The organism is Zhongshania sp., assembly GCF_041623545.1.
Taxonomy (GTDB): Bacteria; Pseudomonadota; Gammaproteobacteria; order Pseudomonadales; family Spongiibacteraceae; genus Spongiibacter.
In genome coordinates this window covers 1-13,519 of sequence record NZ_JBFJWS010000063.1, presented here as the reverse complement: position 1 = coordinate 13,519, position 13,519 = coordinate 1, and the positions used below count along the sequence as shown (strand labels likewise).

15 protein-coding genes are annotated in these 13,519 nt (G+C 53.7%); 10 read left to right on the top strand and 5 right to left on the bottom strand.

The annotated features are described in order from the left end of the window. Together ABYT30_RS08490 and ABYT30_RS08485 are read right to left on the bottom strand one after the other, a co-directional pair. On the bottom strand, positions 1–347 hold a 347-nt coding region (locus ABYT30_RS08490), incomplete at its 3' end, for an NDP-sugar synthase (RefSeq protein WP_373096002.1). Positions 348–352: 5 nt separating this feature from the next. Further along, positions 353–1,384, bottom strand: coding sequence for an aminoglycoside phosphotransferase family protein (locus ABYT30_RS08485; protein ID WP_373083467.1), 1,032 nt, complete (start codon positions 1,382–1,384; stop codon positions 353–355). A 124-nt stretch (positions 1,385–1,508) separates the two neighbouring features. Here ABYT30_RS08485 and ABYT30_RS08480 point away from each other — a divergent pair, with 124 nt between their 5' ends. The 7 genes from ABYT30_RS08480 (at position 1,509) to ABYT30_RS08450 (ending at position 9,447) form a co-directional block, all read left to right on the top strand. Next, a complete protein-coding gene (locus tag ABYT30_RS08480) occupies positions 1,509–3,902 on the top strand; it encodes an LPS-assembly protein LptD (RefSeq protein WP_373083468.1) in 2,394 nt (797 codons plus the stop codon). Beyond that, positions 3,880–5,160 (top strand): peptidylprolyl isomerase, encoded by a 1,281-nt coding sequence (locus ABYT30_RS08475; RefSeq protein WP_373096000.1) that lies wholly within the window; start codon positions 3,880–3,882, stop codon positions 5,158–5,160. Before ABYT30_RS08480 ends, ABYT30_RS08475 begins: the two co-directional genes overlap by 23 nt. Continuing rightward, positions 5,160–6,152 carry a 4-hydroxythreonine-4-phosphate dehydrogenase PdxA gene (pdxA, locus tag ABYT30_RS08470; protein WP_373095998.1) on the top strand — a complete coding sequence of 331 codons (993 nt, stop codon included), beginning with the start codon at positions 5,160–5,162 and terminating at the stop codon, positions 6,150–6,152. The genes ABYT30_RS08475 and pdxA overlap by 1 nt, the downstream gene beginning before the upstream one ends. Next, entirely contained in the window at positions 6,152–6,964 is an 813-nt protein-coding gene (gene rsmA, locus ABYT30_RS08465; protein WP_373082533.1) for a 16S rRNA (adenine(1518)-N(6)/adenine(1519)-N(6))-dimethyltransferase RsmA, read from the top strand. The genes pdxA and rsmA overlap by 1 nt, the downstream gene beginning before the upstream one ends. A gap of 3 nt (positions 6,965–6,967) precedes the next feature. Beyond that, the gene (gene apaG, locus ABYT30_RS08460) at positions 6,968–7,345 is read left to right on the top strand and encodes a Co2+/Mg2+ efflux protein ApaG (protein WP_008248451.1); all 378 of its coding nucleotides are present in this window, start codon (positions 6,968–6,970) and stop codon (positions 7,343–7,345) included. Between the two features lie 14 nt (positions 7,346–7,359). Next, positions 7,360–8,172, top strand: a complete 813-nt coding sequence (locus ABYT30_RS08455) for a symmetrical bis(5'-nucleosyl)-tetraphosphatase (protein WP_373095996.1) — start codon at positions 7,360–7,362, stop codon at positions 8,170–8,172. 189 nt (positions 8,173–8,361) lie between these two features. Further along, positions 8,362–9,447, top strand: a complete 1,086-nt coding sequence (locus tag ABYT30_RS08450) for a hypothetical protein (protein ID WP_373095994.1) — start codon at positions 8,362–8,364, stop codon at positions 9,445–9,447. Between the two features lies 1 nt (position 9,448). On the opposite strand, the gene folK is transcribed toward ABYT30_RS08450, so the two are convergent. Genes folK through tsaD form a run of 3 tightly spaced genes read right to left on the bottom strand, consistent with a single transcriptional unit; the run spans position 9,449 to position 11,400 of the window. Next, a complete protein-coding gene (gene folK / locus ABYT30_RS08445; RefSeq protein WP_373082540.1) occupies positions 9,449–9,940 on the bottom strand; it encodes a 2-amino-4-hydroxy-6-hydroxymethyldihydropteridine diphosphokinase in 492 nt (163 codons plus the stop codon). Then, on the bottom strand, positions 9,933–10,328 hold the full coding sequence (gene folB / locus ABYT30_RS08440) for a dihydroneopterin aldolase (RefSeq protein WP_373082542.1): 396 nt from the start codon (positions 10,326–10,328) through the stop codon (positions 9,933–9,935). Before folB ends, folK begins: the two co-directional genes overlap by 8 nt. Before the next feature lie 46 nt (positions 10,329–10,374). Then, entirely contained in the window at positions 10,375–11,400 is a 1,026-nt protein-coding gene (gene tsaD / locus ABYT30_RS08435; protein ID WP_373082552.1) for a tRNA (adenosine(37)-N6)-threonylcarbamoyltransferase complex transferase subunit TsaD, read from the bottom strand. Between the two features lie 187 nt (positions 11,401–11,587). Here tsaD and rpsU point away from each other — a divergent pair, with 187 nt between their 5' ends. From rpsU to dnaG, 3 genes are all read left to right on the top strand, one after another. After that, positions 11,588–11,803 carry a 30S ribosomal protein S21 gene (gene rpsU / locus ABYT30_RS08430; protein ID WP_008248432.1) on the top strand — a complete coding sequence of 72 codons (216 nt, stop codon included), beginning with the start codon at positions 11,588–11,590 and terminating at the stop codon, positions 11,801–11,803. Between the two features lie 64 nt (positions 11,804–11,867). Beyond that, entirely contained in the window at positions 11,868–12,320 is a 453-nt protein-coding gene (locus ABYT30_RS08425; protein ID WP_373082545.1) for a GatB/YqeY domain-containing protein, read from the top strand. A gap of 87 nt (positions 12,321–12,407) precedes the next feature. Beyond that, positions 12,408–13,519 (top strand): DNA primase (gene dnaG / locus ABYT30_RS08420; RefSeq protein ID WP_373095992.1); only part of this gene is annotated, 1,112 nt, incomplete at its 3' end.

The window sequence follows — 13,519 nt, the reverse complement described above, 5'->3', positions numbered from 1 at the left end:
CTGCTAAAATCATAATCCGTCCAAACATCACCATTAATCAGTAAAAATGGCGCGTCATCCTCGCTGTCCAAATAAGGTAGGGCCTGCACCACCCCCCCAGCGGTTTCCAAAGGCTGCTCTTCTATCGATAGTTGCACACGCACACCGTGGCAATCTGCCGAACTAAAATACGCGTGTAACTGATCGGCCAACCACGAGCAATTGACCACCACTTCTGTGATTCCCACCCCCGCCAACTTGGCCAAATGAAAATCGATGAGCGTGCGACCACCTGCGCGCAGCAGGGGCTTGGGGCAATGATTGGTCAAGGGGCGCATTCGCGTTCCCAGCCCTGCCGCCAAAATCATGGCTTTCACTCGACGTCCTTAAACCAGCTTTGCTGACAAATTAATGGCATTAACTTTTGATCAAACCACCCTAAAAACTCGTCGAACTCCGGGTAGCGGCTCGCGATACTCAGCGTGTACTCCAGCACCAGCGGCAGATCCGCCATATAGCCTGATTTACCGTCGCGCAAATTTAAGCGGGCGAATATGCCTAACACTTTAATATGGCGCTGCAAGCCCATCCAATCGACATCTTGGCGAAAATCAGTCTCGCTCACATCGTTTAACAAACCTGCTCGCAGCGCCATTTGGCGATATACGCCAATCCAGTCATCGACCAACTCTTCCGGCCAACTGATATAGCAATCGCGAATCAAGGACACCAAATCATAACTAATCGGACCAACCACCGCGTCTTGAAAATCAATCATGCCCAAGCGTTCGTCGGCCAGCACCATTAAATTGCGGCTGTGAAAATCCCGATGAACCAAAACTTGGGGCTGAGCCAGCGCACGCTGGCTCAGCAGGGAAAACACCGCATCGAGCATCACAAGCTCGGCGCTATCAAGTTGATAACCCAGCAGACCGCCCACAAACCACTCTGGGAACAGCTTCATTTCGGTAGTTAGCCGCGCTTCATCGTACGCGGGCAAACTGTGCTGTTCACTCGGTATGCGCTGCATGGCCAACATCACACCAAAGGCTTGTTTATAGTAGTGATCTGCCGCTGCACTGTTCACCAGTAATGGCAACAGCAACTGGTCGCCAAAATCTTCTTGCAATAAGAAGCCTCGCGTCTTGTCCCAGCCCAACAAAGCGGGCACGCGAGCACCATGCTTGTGCAGCAAGGCCTGCACGGTGGCAAAGGCAAGATTATCTTCTTTATCTGGCGGCGCGTGGACCGCAATGACGCTGCCACCCGAGCTCAGCGCTAAACGGTAATAACGGCGAAAACTGGCATCACCAGATACGACTGTCAGCTCATTGGCGGTGTCGGCCGCGCTGAGTGATAGCTGTTGTAGACACCAACTGTGCAATTCTTTCAAGATATGATCCATTTCGGTCCCGTTAAAAGCCGGATTTTCACCCTTTTATGCTCTCAGGCGGGCATCCTAGCAGAGAATGCTTTATTATCCACCTTCGCCAATCCGGGCTCCATCGTCAGAATAAAATCATTAACCGATGTCAGCGTTTCGCCTAGCCACTTTATTATTCATCGCCACCGCCAGCAGTACCGCTACGGCGCAGATTTCGACGCCCGACAGCTGTGGTGATGTCAGCGACGCTGCAGCAGCCAGTGGTGACATCAGCGATTTACCTGCCTACTACCAGCATTGGCACTGGGTGCCCAATAGCCACTTAAACCCAGACGCACGTTGCGGATTAAGCCCTGGCTGTCAGGGTCGCTTTATTGAGCCGGCAAGAAACTGGGAAGGCGCTGGCAGTAATCCACTTCGCGCCCCGCTGAACGTCTCCGCAGATACCATCGAGTCCCTTGGCAGCAAGGCCACGATGACCGGCGACGTGCAATTGCGCAAAGGCGACCTCAGCTTAGATGCGGGCTATGCCCAATACAATCGCAGCAATAGCACGGTGTTACTCCGCGACAATGTCGTCTTACGCCAACCGGGCATACTGCTTCGCGGCCAATTTGCCCAAATTGACACTAATCGTGGCCTAGGCGAGTTACAGCAAGCAGAAATTTTAAGTTTTCAAACCGGCGCCCGCGGCACTGCCGAGCGAATTGCCCGGCCAGATTACAGTCAGTTTGAAATGGATGGCGCCAGCTACACCCAATGCACCCCGGACAATGAAACATGGTCATTGCACGCCGACAGCATTGTTTTAGATTATGACAGCGGGCGCGGCGTCGCGCGGGGCACCAGTATTCGAGTTTACGATGTGCCGGTCTTTTACACCCCGTACCTTAATTTCCCTGTAGATGACCGCCGCGCGACAGGATTCCTGTTTCCGTCGATCGGCCTCGCCAATAATAGCTTGGATATATCCACACCCTACTACTTAAATCTGGCACCAAATTACGACGCCATTATTGCCCCGCGCTTTATCGAAAACCGCGGCGAGGCACTAGAAACCGAGTTGCGCTACCTAAACCCCTATAGCGAATGGGCCATTAGCAGCAGCTACCTCCCTGACGATCAAAGCGAGAACATTGATCGCTGGTTAATTGATGTCAAAGAGCAAGGCTTTGTCAACGAGCAGTGGGGGACAGAAATTGACTACACCAAGGTTAGTGACATCGATTACTTTACGGACCTCGGCCTAGCCAATTTAGCCGTAAAGCGCAGCACCCACCTCAACCAGCAGGGCGCACTAAACTATAACTCCGACAACTGGCGCGGCCGCCTCGAAATACAGCGCTACCAGACCATTGCGGCGGTAGAAGACCCCTACCAGAAACTGCCACAGCTACGCTTGAATTATCAGTCGCCAGCTAAAAACTTCCAGCTGGAACCCAGCTTAGAGTTTGAATATACCCAATTTGACCACCGCGACAGTCTGCGTGACGGCGGCAGCAAAATCACCGGCGAGCGCGTCTACGCAACCGCCGGCACCAGCTTCCCAATGCGTTGGCGCTGGGGCTTTATCGAACCAGCAGTAAAAAGCCGCGTGGTCAGCTATGAGCTTGAAGACGCTCATCTGGCAGGTATTGACGCCAACCCCAATGCCAGCAGCGCCTTGTTCAGCGTCGACAGCGGTCTGTATTTTGAGCGCGAACTCAGCATTAGTGATCAGCCCTGGACTCAAACCCTCGAGCCCCGTTTATTTTATCGCTACTCAGAGTATGAGGATCAAAGCGATCAGCCCGACTTTGACAGCGCGGCACTGACCTTTACCTACCAACAGCTGTTTCGCGACACGCGCTTTACGGGTCACGACCGCTTAGACGACGCCAACCAAGTTGCGATTGGCGTCAGTAGCCGTTTTATAAACAATGCCGCGGGACGCGAAGTGCTAACCGCCAGTATTGGTCAACTTCATTATTTTGACGACGGTCAGGTCCAGCTCCCCGGCGACGATATTCGCAAAAGCAGCAACTCCGATTTTGCGACTCAAATTCGCTTCTTACCCGACGACAACCGTTGGTTCAGCGTGGATCTTCTGTATGATGCACGGCAAGGGGTGCTTAATCAGAGCAATCTGGGCTACCATCAGCGCAGCGAAAATGGCACGCTGTTTAATATTGGCTATACCTTTCGCCGTGAAGGCAATGAATTTGGCGGTTTAGAGAACAATATTAAGCAGGGCGACGCCTCGCTTAGCCTGCCGATTAGCAATCAGTGGAAGCTATTCGCCAAGACCCAATATGATTTCGAAGATAATCGCCCGGTGGAAAACCTCATTGGTGCCGAGTATCAAAATTGTTGCTGGCTAAGTCGAGTCGTTTATCAACGCGCACTGGAACCCGACGACAATAGCGGGTCTAACATAAATAGCACCGACACCAACTCGGCGGTGCTCATTGAATTTCAATTGAAAGGACTGGGTGGACTTGGCACCGCAGTAACTAGTGTTCTTAAGGAAAGTATTTTTGGCTACCTATCTGATGAATAATATGCGTTTACTCAAAGTCTTAACCGCCACGCTACTGATTACATTAGCGCCCTGGGCTCAGGCCGAAACTCAATGGCTGGATAAAATTGTGGCCATTGTCGATGACGACATCATATTGGCCAGTGAGCTCGAAACCCGAATTGACAGCATTAATGCGAATATTCAGCGCTCTGGCAAAGAAGGGCCGCCACCTGAGCAATTGCGCAAAGAAGTCCTCGACTTGCTTGTTCTCGAAAACATCCAGCTACAGCTCGCCGCGCGTTATGGTGTACGTATTGAAGATGAAGAGCTCAATGCTGCCGTAGCGCGAATAGCGGCAGGCAACAATTTGACCCTAGCGCAGTTTCAGCAGGCACTCACGGCCAGTGGCGCCTCTTATCTCGCTGTACGCGAACAAATTGCCAAGGAAATGATCCTTCAACGTGTGCAAATGGGCAACGTAAGTCAGCGTATTCAAATCAGTGACCAAGAAATCCAGAGCTTCTTAAAATCGGAGGAAGGCCGTCAGCGCACCGCGCCCGAATACCACTTCTCCCACGTACTGATTCCTGTCGATTCAGATGCAAGCGCAGCCCAGCGCCAGCAAGCTGAAGCCAGAGCCAAGGCCCTGAGCGCCAAAATGCGCGCCGGCAAAAATATCGACAACGCCAATGACGCCATCAGTATCAGCGACTTAGGTTGGCGCAAAAGCACCGAACTGCCGTCACTTTTTACAGAAGTCGCTGCCAAGATGAATGATCTTGACGTTTCCGAGCCTATTCAAAGCGCCAGCGGATTTCATATTATTCAGCTCTTAGAAAGCCGTGGCGTTAAGCAAATGGTTAAGCAGACTCGTGCCAGCCACATTCTACTCAAGCCCTCTGCCATTCGCAGTGAGGCGCAAACCATTGCTCTTGCCAAAGAATTGCGCCAGCGCGCTCTTAATGGTGAGTCTTTTCGCGATCTTGCCAAAGAATACTCCGAAGATATCGGCTCCGCACAAGAAGGCGGCGACCTCGGCTGGACCACCCCCGGCCAACTGGTGCCTGAGTTCCAAAAAGCCATGGATGAAACTGCACCCGGTGAAATCCACGAGCCAGTGGCCTCAAATTATGGCTGGCATGTCATTAAAGTGATTGAGCGTCGCAATCAGGATGTGACCAAAGACATGCGCAAGCAAATTGCCCGCAATATCATCCACGAACGCAAATATGCCGACGAATTGGACATCTGGCTGCGCAAGATCCGCAGCGAGGCCTTTGTCGATATCAAAATTTGATGTCAGCACGTATTGCTATTACCCCCGGCGAACCTGCCGGGGTTGGCCCAGAACTCCTTGTTAAGCTCGCCCAAGAAAACTACGACGTTGAGCTAGTGGCTTTTGCCGACCCCAGCCTGCTGATGCAGCGCGCCGCCGACCTCAATCTACCCCTGCAATGCCTAGCTGTCGATTATTCCAAGCCCGCGCAAGCCCATCGCGCGGGGCAGTTACGGGTTGTCGAAATTCCCCTGCGCAGCCAGGTGCAAGTTGGTGTACTTAACACCGCGAATGCCGCCTATGTGCTGGACACGCTGCGCGAGGCCACCGATGCCTGCCTAGCCGATCAATGCCAAGCACTGGTCACCGGGCCAGTACAAAAATCCGTTATCAATGATGCTGGCATCGCGTTTAGTGGTCACACTGAATTTCTCGCTGAACGCTGCGCTGTCGATAAAGTTGTGATGATGCTGGCCAGTGAGCAACTCCGCGTCGCGCTGGTCACCACTCATCTGCCGCTTAGCGCCGTACCCGCTGCAATTACTACCGCCACCTTGCAACGGGTCACTGAAATACTCCACCACAGCCTGCAAAGCCAGTTTGGTTGCGCGCAGCCCCGTATTTTAGTGCTGGGCCTCAACCCACATGCAGGTGAAGGCGGCCACATGGGCCGAGAAGAAATCGATACTATTATTCCCTGCCTCAACGCACTCCGCGAGCGCGGCTGGCAGCTCGATGGACCAATGCCCGCCGACACGGCATTCACTCCACGGCATTTAGATCAGTGCGACGCCATATTAGCGATGTACCACGATCAAGGCCTGCCGGTACTTAAATACCAAGGCTTTGGCCGCGCAGTGAATATCACCCTTGGCCTGCCGATTATTCGCAGCTCAGTAGACCATGGCACCGCGCTTGACCTTGCCGGCAGCGGCAGGGCCGACTCCGGCAGCTTTACCGCCGCACTCAACAGTGCTATTGAAATGACTCAGCACCGTAGGAAGCACACTTAATGCAATCCCCAGCGCCACACCGAGCGCGCAAACGCTTCGGCCAAAACTTCTTAACCGACCAAGGTATTATTCGCGGCATCGTCCGCGCGGTATCGCCACTCGCAGGTCAGCGCTTATTGGAAATTGGCCCTGGTCAAGGCGCAATTACGGCGTCAATTCTTGACACTAACTGCCAATTGGACGTTATCGAAATTGACCGCGACCTTGTCGTAATCTTGAACGATAAATTCTCTAGTCGCAGCAATTTTCAAATTCATCAGGGCGATGCCCTAAAATTTGATATTGGCGCACTAGCGGGCACAGAAAAGCTAAGAGTCGTGGGTAACCTACCTTATAACATCTCGACGCCCTTAATATTTCATTTGCTCAGCGCCCACGATTGCATCAGCGACATGCATTTCATGCTGCAAAAAGAGGTGGTCGATCGGCTCGCCGCCGGTCCCGGCAGCAAAACCTACGGGCGCCTCAGCATCATGGCTCAGTACTACTGCGCAATTGAATCACTATTTGATGTGCCCCCAGAAGCCTTTTCACCTCAACCTAAGGTACAATCCGCCATTGTTCGGCTAACACCCTACACTCAGCTGCCTTACCCGGCCAAAGACGTAAAGCTGTTGCAACGCGTGGTTCGCGACGCCTTTAACCAGCGCCGCAAAACCTTGCGCAATACCCTGAAGAACTTAATCAGTAGCGCCGAGTTAGAGGCATTAGGGCTTGATCCCGGTGTTAGACCAGAAAACGTCAGCCTAGAAAGCTATGTCGCGATTGCCAACGCCGTTGGCGACGCACAAGATAATGATACTGCGGAGTAAGAGATGCCAGATTCAGCCCCTGTCGACATTCAGGTAGAAAGCCAGTTTCTGCCCGATCAATCGGTGCCGGAAGAACAGCGCTTTGCTTTTGCCTACACCATTACGATTCGCAATACTGGCGAAGAAGCCGTACGCCTAATCAATCGTCACTGGATCATTACCGACGGCGCTAACCAAGTGCAAGAAGTGCAAGGCGAAGGCGTTATCGGTAAACAGCCCCTAATTGAACCCGGCCAATCCTTCAGCTACACCTCTGGCGCCGTGATTGAAACCGCGGTCGGCACAATGGAAGGCAGCTACGAGATGATTAGCGCCTCAGGCCGCCCGTTCATTGCGCCTATTGGCATATTTTCACTCGTTCGGCCCTCGGCCCTGCATTAAAAAAGAGGCTGATCGTGAGCAGATACGCAGTGGGGGATTTACAAGGCTGCTTAAAACCCCTGCAATGCCTGCTCGCCGAGGTTGGCTTTCAGCCCGAGCAAGACCAGCTGTGGCTAGTCGGTGACTTGGTCAACCGCGGCCCAGATTCTCTTGAAACGCTACGATACCTCTACAGCATCCGCAGCAGTCTGCGCATCACCCTGGGCAACCACGACCTCCACTGCCTCGCGCTCGCCCGGGGCGCCACCGATCGCGGCCGCCACCCTAGTCTCGACGCCCTACTAAACGCCCCCGACTGCGGCGAACTCATGGACTGGCTACAACAGCAAGCACTGGTGCTGCGTTCCGATGACGGCCGTTATCTCATGAGCCATGCCGGCATTCCACCCGCGTGGAGCAGCGACCAAGCCATCAGCCTAAGCAGTGAAATCGAAACCGTTTTACAAAGCCCGCAGGCTGACGATTTTTTTAATGAAATGTACGGCGACGAGCCAAGACGCTGGAGCGACAAACTAAGCGGCCTCCCCCGCCTGCGCGCCATAACCAACCACCTTACCCGCATGCGGGTCTGCAATGCCGATGGCGAGCTCGAATTGCAGTTTAAGGGTGCATTAGCAGACATCCCCCAAGGCTACCGCCCCTGGTTCGAGTGGCAAAAACCCAATGCCCGCAAGGAAACGCTTATTTTCGGCCACTGGGCCGCGCTGGAATGCCAAACAGGCCGCGACGATATTATTGCGCTGGACAGCGGTTGCGTGTGGGGGCGAGAAATGACGATGCTGGATATGGATAGCGGGGAGTTGTATCGGTGCACATGCGACGCTTAGTCGGATGACTGACGTCGGAAGTCTGAGGCTTACAAGGCATTCGCTTCGTTCACAAATACCCGCTTAAGCGGGTATGCGGACAATAACCCCCCACCGGCTTTTTCGCCCGACGTCAGACCTCCGACATCAGACGTCCGACTCACTCTTTTTGCTATACTCCCCCCAAACCCAACACAGACCCCAAAAACAATGAAAACCTATCTCGTCGGCGGCGCAGTGCGCGACCAATTACTCGGCTACCCATTTCACGAACGTGACTGGGTGGTGGTGGGTGCCCGCCCCGAGGATTTACTGGCACTGGGTTATCAACAGGTGGGCAAAGACTTTCCGGTGTTTCTGCACCCCAACTCTAAAGAAGAGTATGCCCTCGCGCGCACCGAGCGAAAAAGCGGCCCCGGCTATCACGGCTTTGTCTGCGATTTCAGCCCGGACATCACCCTTGAGGAAGACCTCAGCCGCCGCGACTTAAGTATCAATGCCATAGCACAGGACGAAGACGGGACGATTGTCGACCCCTACCACGGCCAGCGTGACTTAGACGCCAAGCTGCTGCGCCACGTTTCGCCCGCCTTCGCCGAAGACCCGCTGCGTATTCTGCGCGTCGCGCGATTTGCCGCCCGCTATACCCACCTCGGATTTAGGGTGGCCGACGAGACCATGGCGCTGATGAGCGGCATGAGCCGCAACGGTGAATTGGCTACTATTGCCCCAGAACGGATTTGGGTGGAATTAAGCAAAGCGTTGGGAGAAAAGCACCCCGCCAGTTTTTTCAAAGTCTTACTCGACTGCGACGCGCTAGCGGCACTATTTCCAGCATGGGCGGCATCGCTCTCATCAGCACTATTAGACGCCATCGACACCGGCGCCGCACAAGAATTAACAACCGACCAACGCTTTGCCATTAGCTGCAGCAAGCTCAGCGCAGCGGCTTGCAGAGCCCTGTGCCAAAACCTCCGCGCCAGCAATAGTGCGAGTTGGCTGGCAGAACGCTGCGCAGCGAACACGCCGCTACCAGCCTTACAATCTGCAGAAGACTGGCTAAACGTACTGGAACAATTTGATTACGCGCGGCGGCCAGAGCAGCTGCTCAATTTCATTGCGACGGCCGAAATTCTTTGCCCCGGTGAGGCGCAACTCGCAATGCTGGCTGAGGCGGCTGAAAAATTAAGAGGCATCACTGCCGCGGACTTAATGGCACAGGGTTATAAAGGCGCTGCGCTCGGCTCAGCATTGCGCGAGAAGCGCTTGGCTGCCTTGCATGAATTTGCCCATTAACTTACTCAGGCCAGCGAAATTCCACCGGCCACAGTTTTTGCTCACTGGAATAATTTGCCCACAATTCGCGATACGACTTACCACTCAGTGGGTGACAATGATCCGGCGCCAATTCACTCAGCGGGCGCAGTACAAAGGCGTTATACGCAATTTCGTCGCGAGGCAGATCAATTCCCGCAAAATGCCCACACAAATTATCGTAGCTGAGAATATCAATATCTAAACTTCGCGGACTGAATTTCGGTGCGCCGATCACTCGCCCAAGACGAACTTCGATATTGCGCAGCAACTCCGCCAAGGGCGCCAGCGCCATATCGGTATCAAAGCCAACCACCATATTTAAAAATAGGCTGCCACGAAAGCCCACCGACTCACTTTCATAAACTGGTGACAGCCGCAAAGGCGCGAATTGCGCCGCCAGTGCATCCAGCGCTTTCGCCATATGCTGATAGCGCTGAATATTGCTGCCCAAGCCTAGAAATACCTCAGCCATTGGCGTTGCCAAGTGCCGAGCCAAACACCGGCGATAGCGGGGTACCGCGCTCGATAACCACACCGACATCTTTCGCCTGCCGCATTGCCCCCGGCTTGGTAATACTCAAGCGCAGCCAAGGCACATTAAATTCGGTCATTATCAACGCCGCGCAACGCTCGGCTAGTGTTTCAATTAGCAGGAGCTCACTATCGCGGACGAAAGCAAATAGCGCCTCTGTCACCGCTTTGTAGTTCAAGGTCTTAGTAATATCGTCATGTTCCGCCGCGGCGCGAATATCCGTACCCAACTCCACATTTAATATCACCGTCTGCCGATGCGCGCGCTCCCAATCGAAAATACCAATAACGGTATCTACTTTTAATTCACTTATATAAACAATATCCATGGTATTTCTCGCTACGCCTGCGCGTTACAACTACGAATGAAAACAATTAAACGGCGTCTAACTCAGTCATCGGCCAACGTGGGCGAATTGTCACTCCCAAATCCTCATACTGGCCCGCCGCCAACCGGCAGTGCCCAGCATAGGCAATCATGGCGCCGTTATCGGTGCAAAACTCAGGCCTAGGGTAAAACACACGACCGCCGGTTTTTGCCAATTTCGCCGCCAAGCGCGCCCGCAACACCGTATTGGCGCTAACGCCACCGGCAATGACGAGGGTTTGCAGGTTTTCCTGAACTAGGGCGCGATGGCATTTTATGACCAATGTATCGACGACCGCCTCTTGAAACGCAGCGGCGATATCAGCCTGATCTTGGGGATTGTAAGTACCTGCAGCGCGGCTGGCAGTCACGGTATTCAAGGTAAAGGTTTTTAAACCACTAAAACTAAAATCCAATCCTGGCCGATTCACCATGGGCCGGGGAAACTTATAATGACCAGGGCGACCACGCTCGGCGGCCTTAGCTACTTGCGGCCCACCGGGATAACCTAAATCTAACATTTTGGCCGCCTTATCAAAGGCCTCGCCAGCCGCATCATCCAAGGATTCCCCTAATAAGGTATAACATCCGATGCCGTCGACGCGCACTAGCTGGGTATGCCCCCCAGAAACTAATAAAGCAATAAAAGGAAACGCTGGGGCTTCCGCCTCAAGCATCGGCGCCAAAAGATGACCTTCCATATGATGCACACCAATAGCCGGCACACCCCAGCCGTAGGCCATCGCCCGGCCAGCACAGGCCCCCACCATTAAGGCACCCGCTAAACCGGGGCCTTTAGTAAATGCCACACCGTCGAGCTCTGAGCCCCGCATATCGGCCTTGGCAAGCACCTCACTAATCAAGGGCAATAATTTGCGCACATGGTCGCGCGAGGCCAACTCTGGCACCACACCGCCGTACTCTGCATGCAAGGCAATTTGACTGTACAGCGCTTCAGCGACCAAGCCCTGTTCGGTATCATATATTGCTACCCCTGTTTCATCACAGGAGGTCTCCAGCCCTAAAACCCGCACAATAGCTGCTTCCCACGTTAAATAAGCGCGCATGATACTGACTTCAGCTTATTCGCACCAGTTATCAGCGCATTGGCTTTGCTTTTTGCGGCAACTGAGTATAGAATTCAGCGCCCTTGGAGTGCCGCTTTAATAAATGCGGTATAGACAGCAAATTCTTGCACAAAAATCAGGACAGGTTTAACGGATGCCTTCAGTCAAGCTCAAAGAAAACGAACCATTTGATATCGCCCTGCGCCGTTTCAAGCGCTCTTGCGAAAAAGCCGGCGTACTAGCCGAGGTTCGCCGTCGCGAATTCTACGAAAAGCCCACTTCTGTACGCAAGCGTCAAGCTGCTGCTGCAGTAAAGCGCCACGCGAAAAAAGTGTCTCGCGACACTAAAAAGCAGCAACGCCTCTACTAAGACCTCTGTCTAGTAGGGCTTTGCCCGCTGATCCAATCCTCTTAACAGGGAGTCTCTGCGCACTATGGCAGACCAAACGCTGAAGCAAACGCTTAGTGACGCGATGAAAACCGCGATGCGAGCCAAAGATAAAGCGCGACTCTCTACCGTTCGGCTGATTCTTGCCGACATTAAGCGTATTGAAGTTGACGAACGCATAGATATTGATGATGCACGGGTTCTTGCCGTGCTCGATAAAATGCTAAAGCAACGCCGCGACTCGATCAGCCAGTACGACAGCGCTGGTCGTGTCGATCTCGCCGATCAAGAACGCTTTGAAATGGACGTTATTCAGTCTTTTCTGCCCACGCCACTGAGCGAAGCGGAATTAGACGCAATGATTAGCGCCGCCATTGCTAGCACTGGCGCCGACTCAATTAAAAACATGGGTCCGGTTGTTGCCATTCTCAAACCGCAGGTTCAAGGCCGCGCGGACATGGGCATGGTCAGCAAAAAGGTGAAGGCGCAACTCCAGTAGCGCCAGCAAGCACCCCAAAAAGTCATTTATTGCCCCGCTTAGTGACAACTGCTACGCTCTTCTACCTTCGTTTTTGGATACACTAACGTGGCCGCAAAAGGACGTATCCCGCAATCTTTCATCGACGAGCTCCTGTCTCGGGTCGATATTGTTGACGTCATTAATCGCCGTGTACCCCTTAAAAAAACCGGCAAAAACTACAGTGCCCGCTGCCCGTTTCACGATGAAAAAACGCCCTCGTTCAGCGTAAATCCCGACAAACAATTCTATTACTGCTTTGGCTGCGGCGCGGGTGGTAATGCCATCGGCTTTATCATGGACTACGACCGCCAAGATTTTCCGGGCGCCGTCGACAACCTGTCCACTCTCGCCGGCCTCGAAGTCCCCCGCGAAGAAATCAGCCCCCAGCAGCAAATAAAACAAGAACGCCGCAAAACCATTTATGACCTAATGGAGAAAGTGGCCAGCTATTATCAAAAGCAGCTTAGAGAGCACCCCCAAGCCCAGCGCGCAGTCGATTATTTAAAGCAGCGCGGCTTAAGCGGACGCATTGCCCGAGACTTCGACATCGGCTTTGCACCACCGGGCTGGGACAACCTGCTTAAGACCCTTGGTGACACCGAGGAGCACCGCCAACAACTCATCGATGGCGGCATGCTCATCGAGAAAGAGGACGGCAAGCTCTACGACCGCTTTCGCGACCGTATCATGTTCCCAATTCGCGACAATCGCGGTCGGGTTATCGCCTTCGGCGGACGGGTATTGGGCGACGACAAGCCCAAATACCTAAATTCCCCCGAAACCGACATATTCCACAAAGGCAAGGAACTCTACGGGTTATACCAAGCCCGCCAGAATAATCGTCACCTAGAACAACTATTGGTCGTCGAAGGCTATATGGATGTGGTGGCACTGGCTCAGCACGGCATTATGACGGGCATTGCCACCCTCGGTACCGCCAGCAATACCGAGCATCTGCGCACCGCCTTTCGCTACGCCAGTGAACTGATTTTTTGCTTTGACGGTGATGCCGCGGGCCGCAAAGCAGCCGAGCGCGCCCTCGAAAATGCCCTACCCACCATGGAAGACGGCCGCCGCATTCGTTTCTTATTCCTACCCGAAGGCGATGACCCAGACAGCGTTGTTAATCGCGATGGCGCCGCGGGCTTTCAAAAACTCCTCGCCCAAGCCCAACCGCT

Coding starts and splice junctions, on each gene's coding strand:
- ABYT30_RS08485 (WP_373083467.1), bottom strand. CDS start 1,384: ATGGATCATATCTTGAAAGAATTGCACAGTTGGTGTCTACAACAGCTA.
- ABYT30_RS08480 (WP_373083468.1), top strand. CDS start 1,509: ATGTCAGCGTTTCGCCTAGCCACTTTATTATTCATCGCCACCGCCAGC.
- pdxA (WP_373095998.1), top strand. CDS start 5,160: ATGTCAGCACGTATTGCTATTACCCCCGGCGAACCTGCCGGGGTTGGC.
- rsmA (WP_373082533.1), top strand. CDS start 6,152: ATGCAATCCCCAGCGCCACACCGAGCGCGCAAACGCTTCGGCCAAAAC.
- apaG (WP_008248451.1), top strand. CDS start 6,968: ATGCCAGATTCAGCCCCTGTCGACATTCAGGTAGAAAGCCAGTTTCTG.
- ABYT30_RS08450 (WP_373095994.1), top strand. CDS start 8,362: ATGAAAACCTATCTCGTCGGCGGCGCAGTGCGCGACCAATTACTCGGC.
- folK (WP_373082540.1), bottom strand. CDS start 9,940: ATGGCTGAGGTATTTCTAGGCTTGGGCAGCAATATTCAGCGCTATCAG.
- folB (WP_373082542.1), bottom strand. CDS start 10,328: ATGGATATTGTTTATATAAGTGAATTAAAAGTAGATACCGTTATTGGT.
- rpsU (WP_008248432.1), top strand. CDS start 11,588: ATGCCTTCAGTCAAGCTCAAAGAAAACGAACCATTTGATATCGCCCTG.
- ABYT30_RS08425 (WP_373082545.1), top strand. CDS start 11,868: ATGGCAGACCAAACGCTGAAGCAAACGCTTAGTGACGCGATGAAAACC.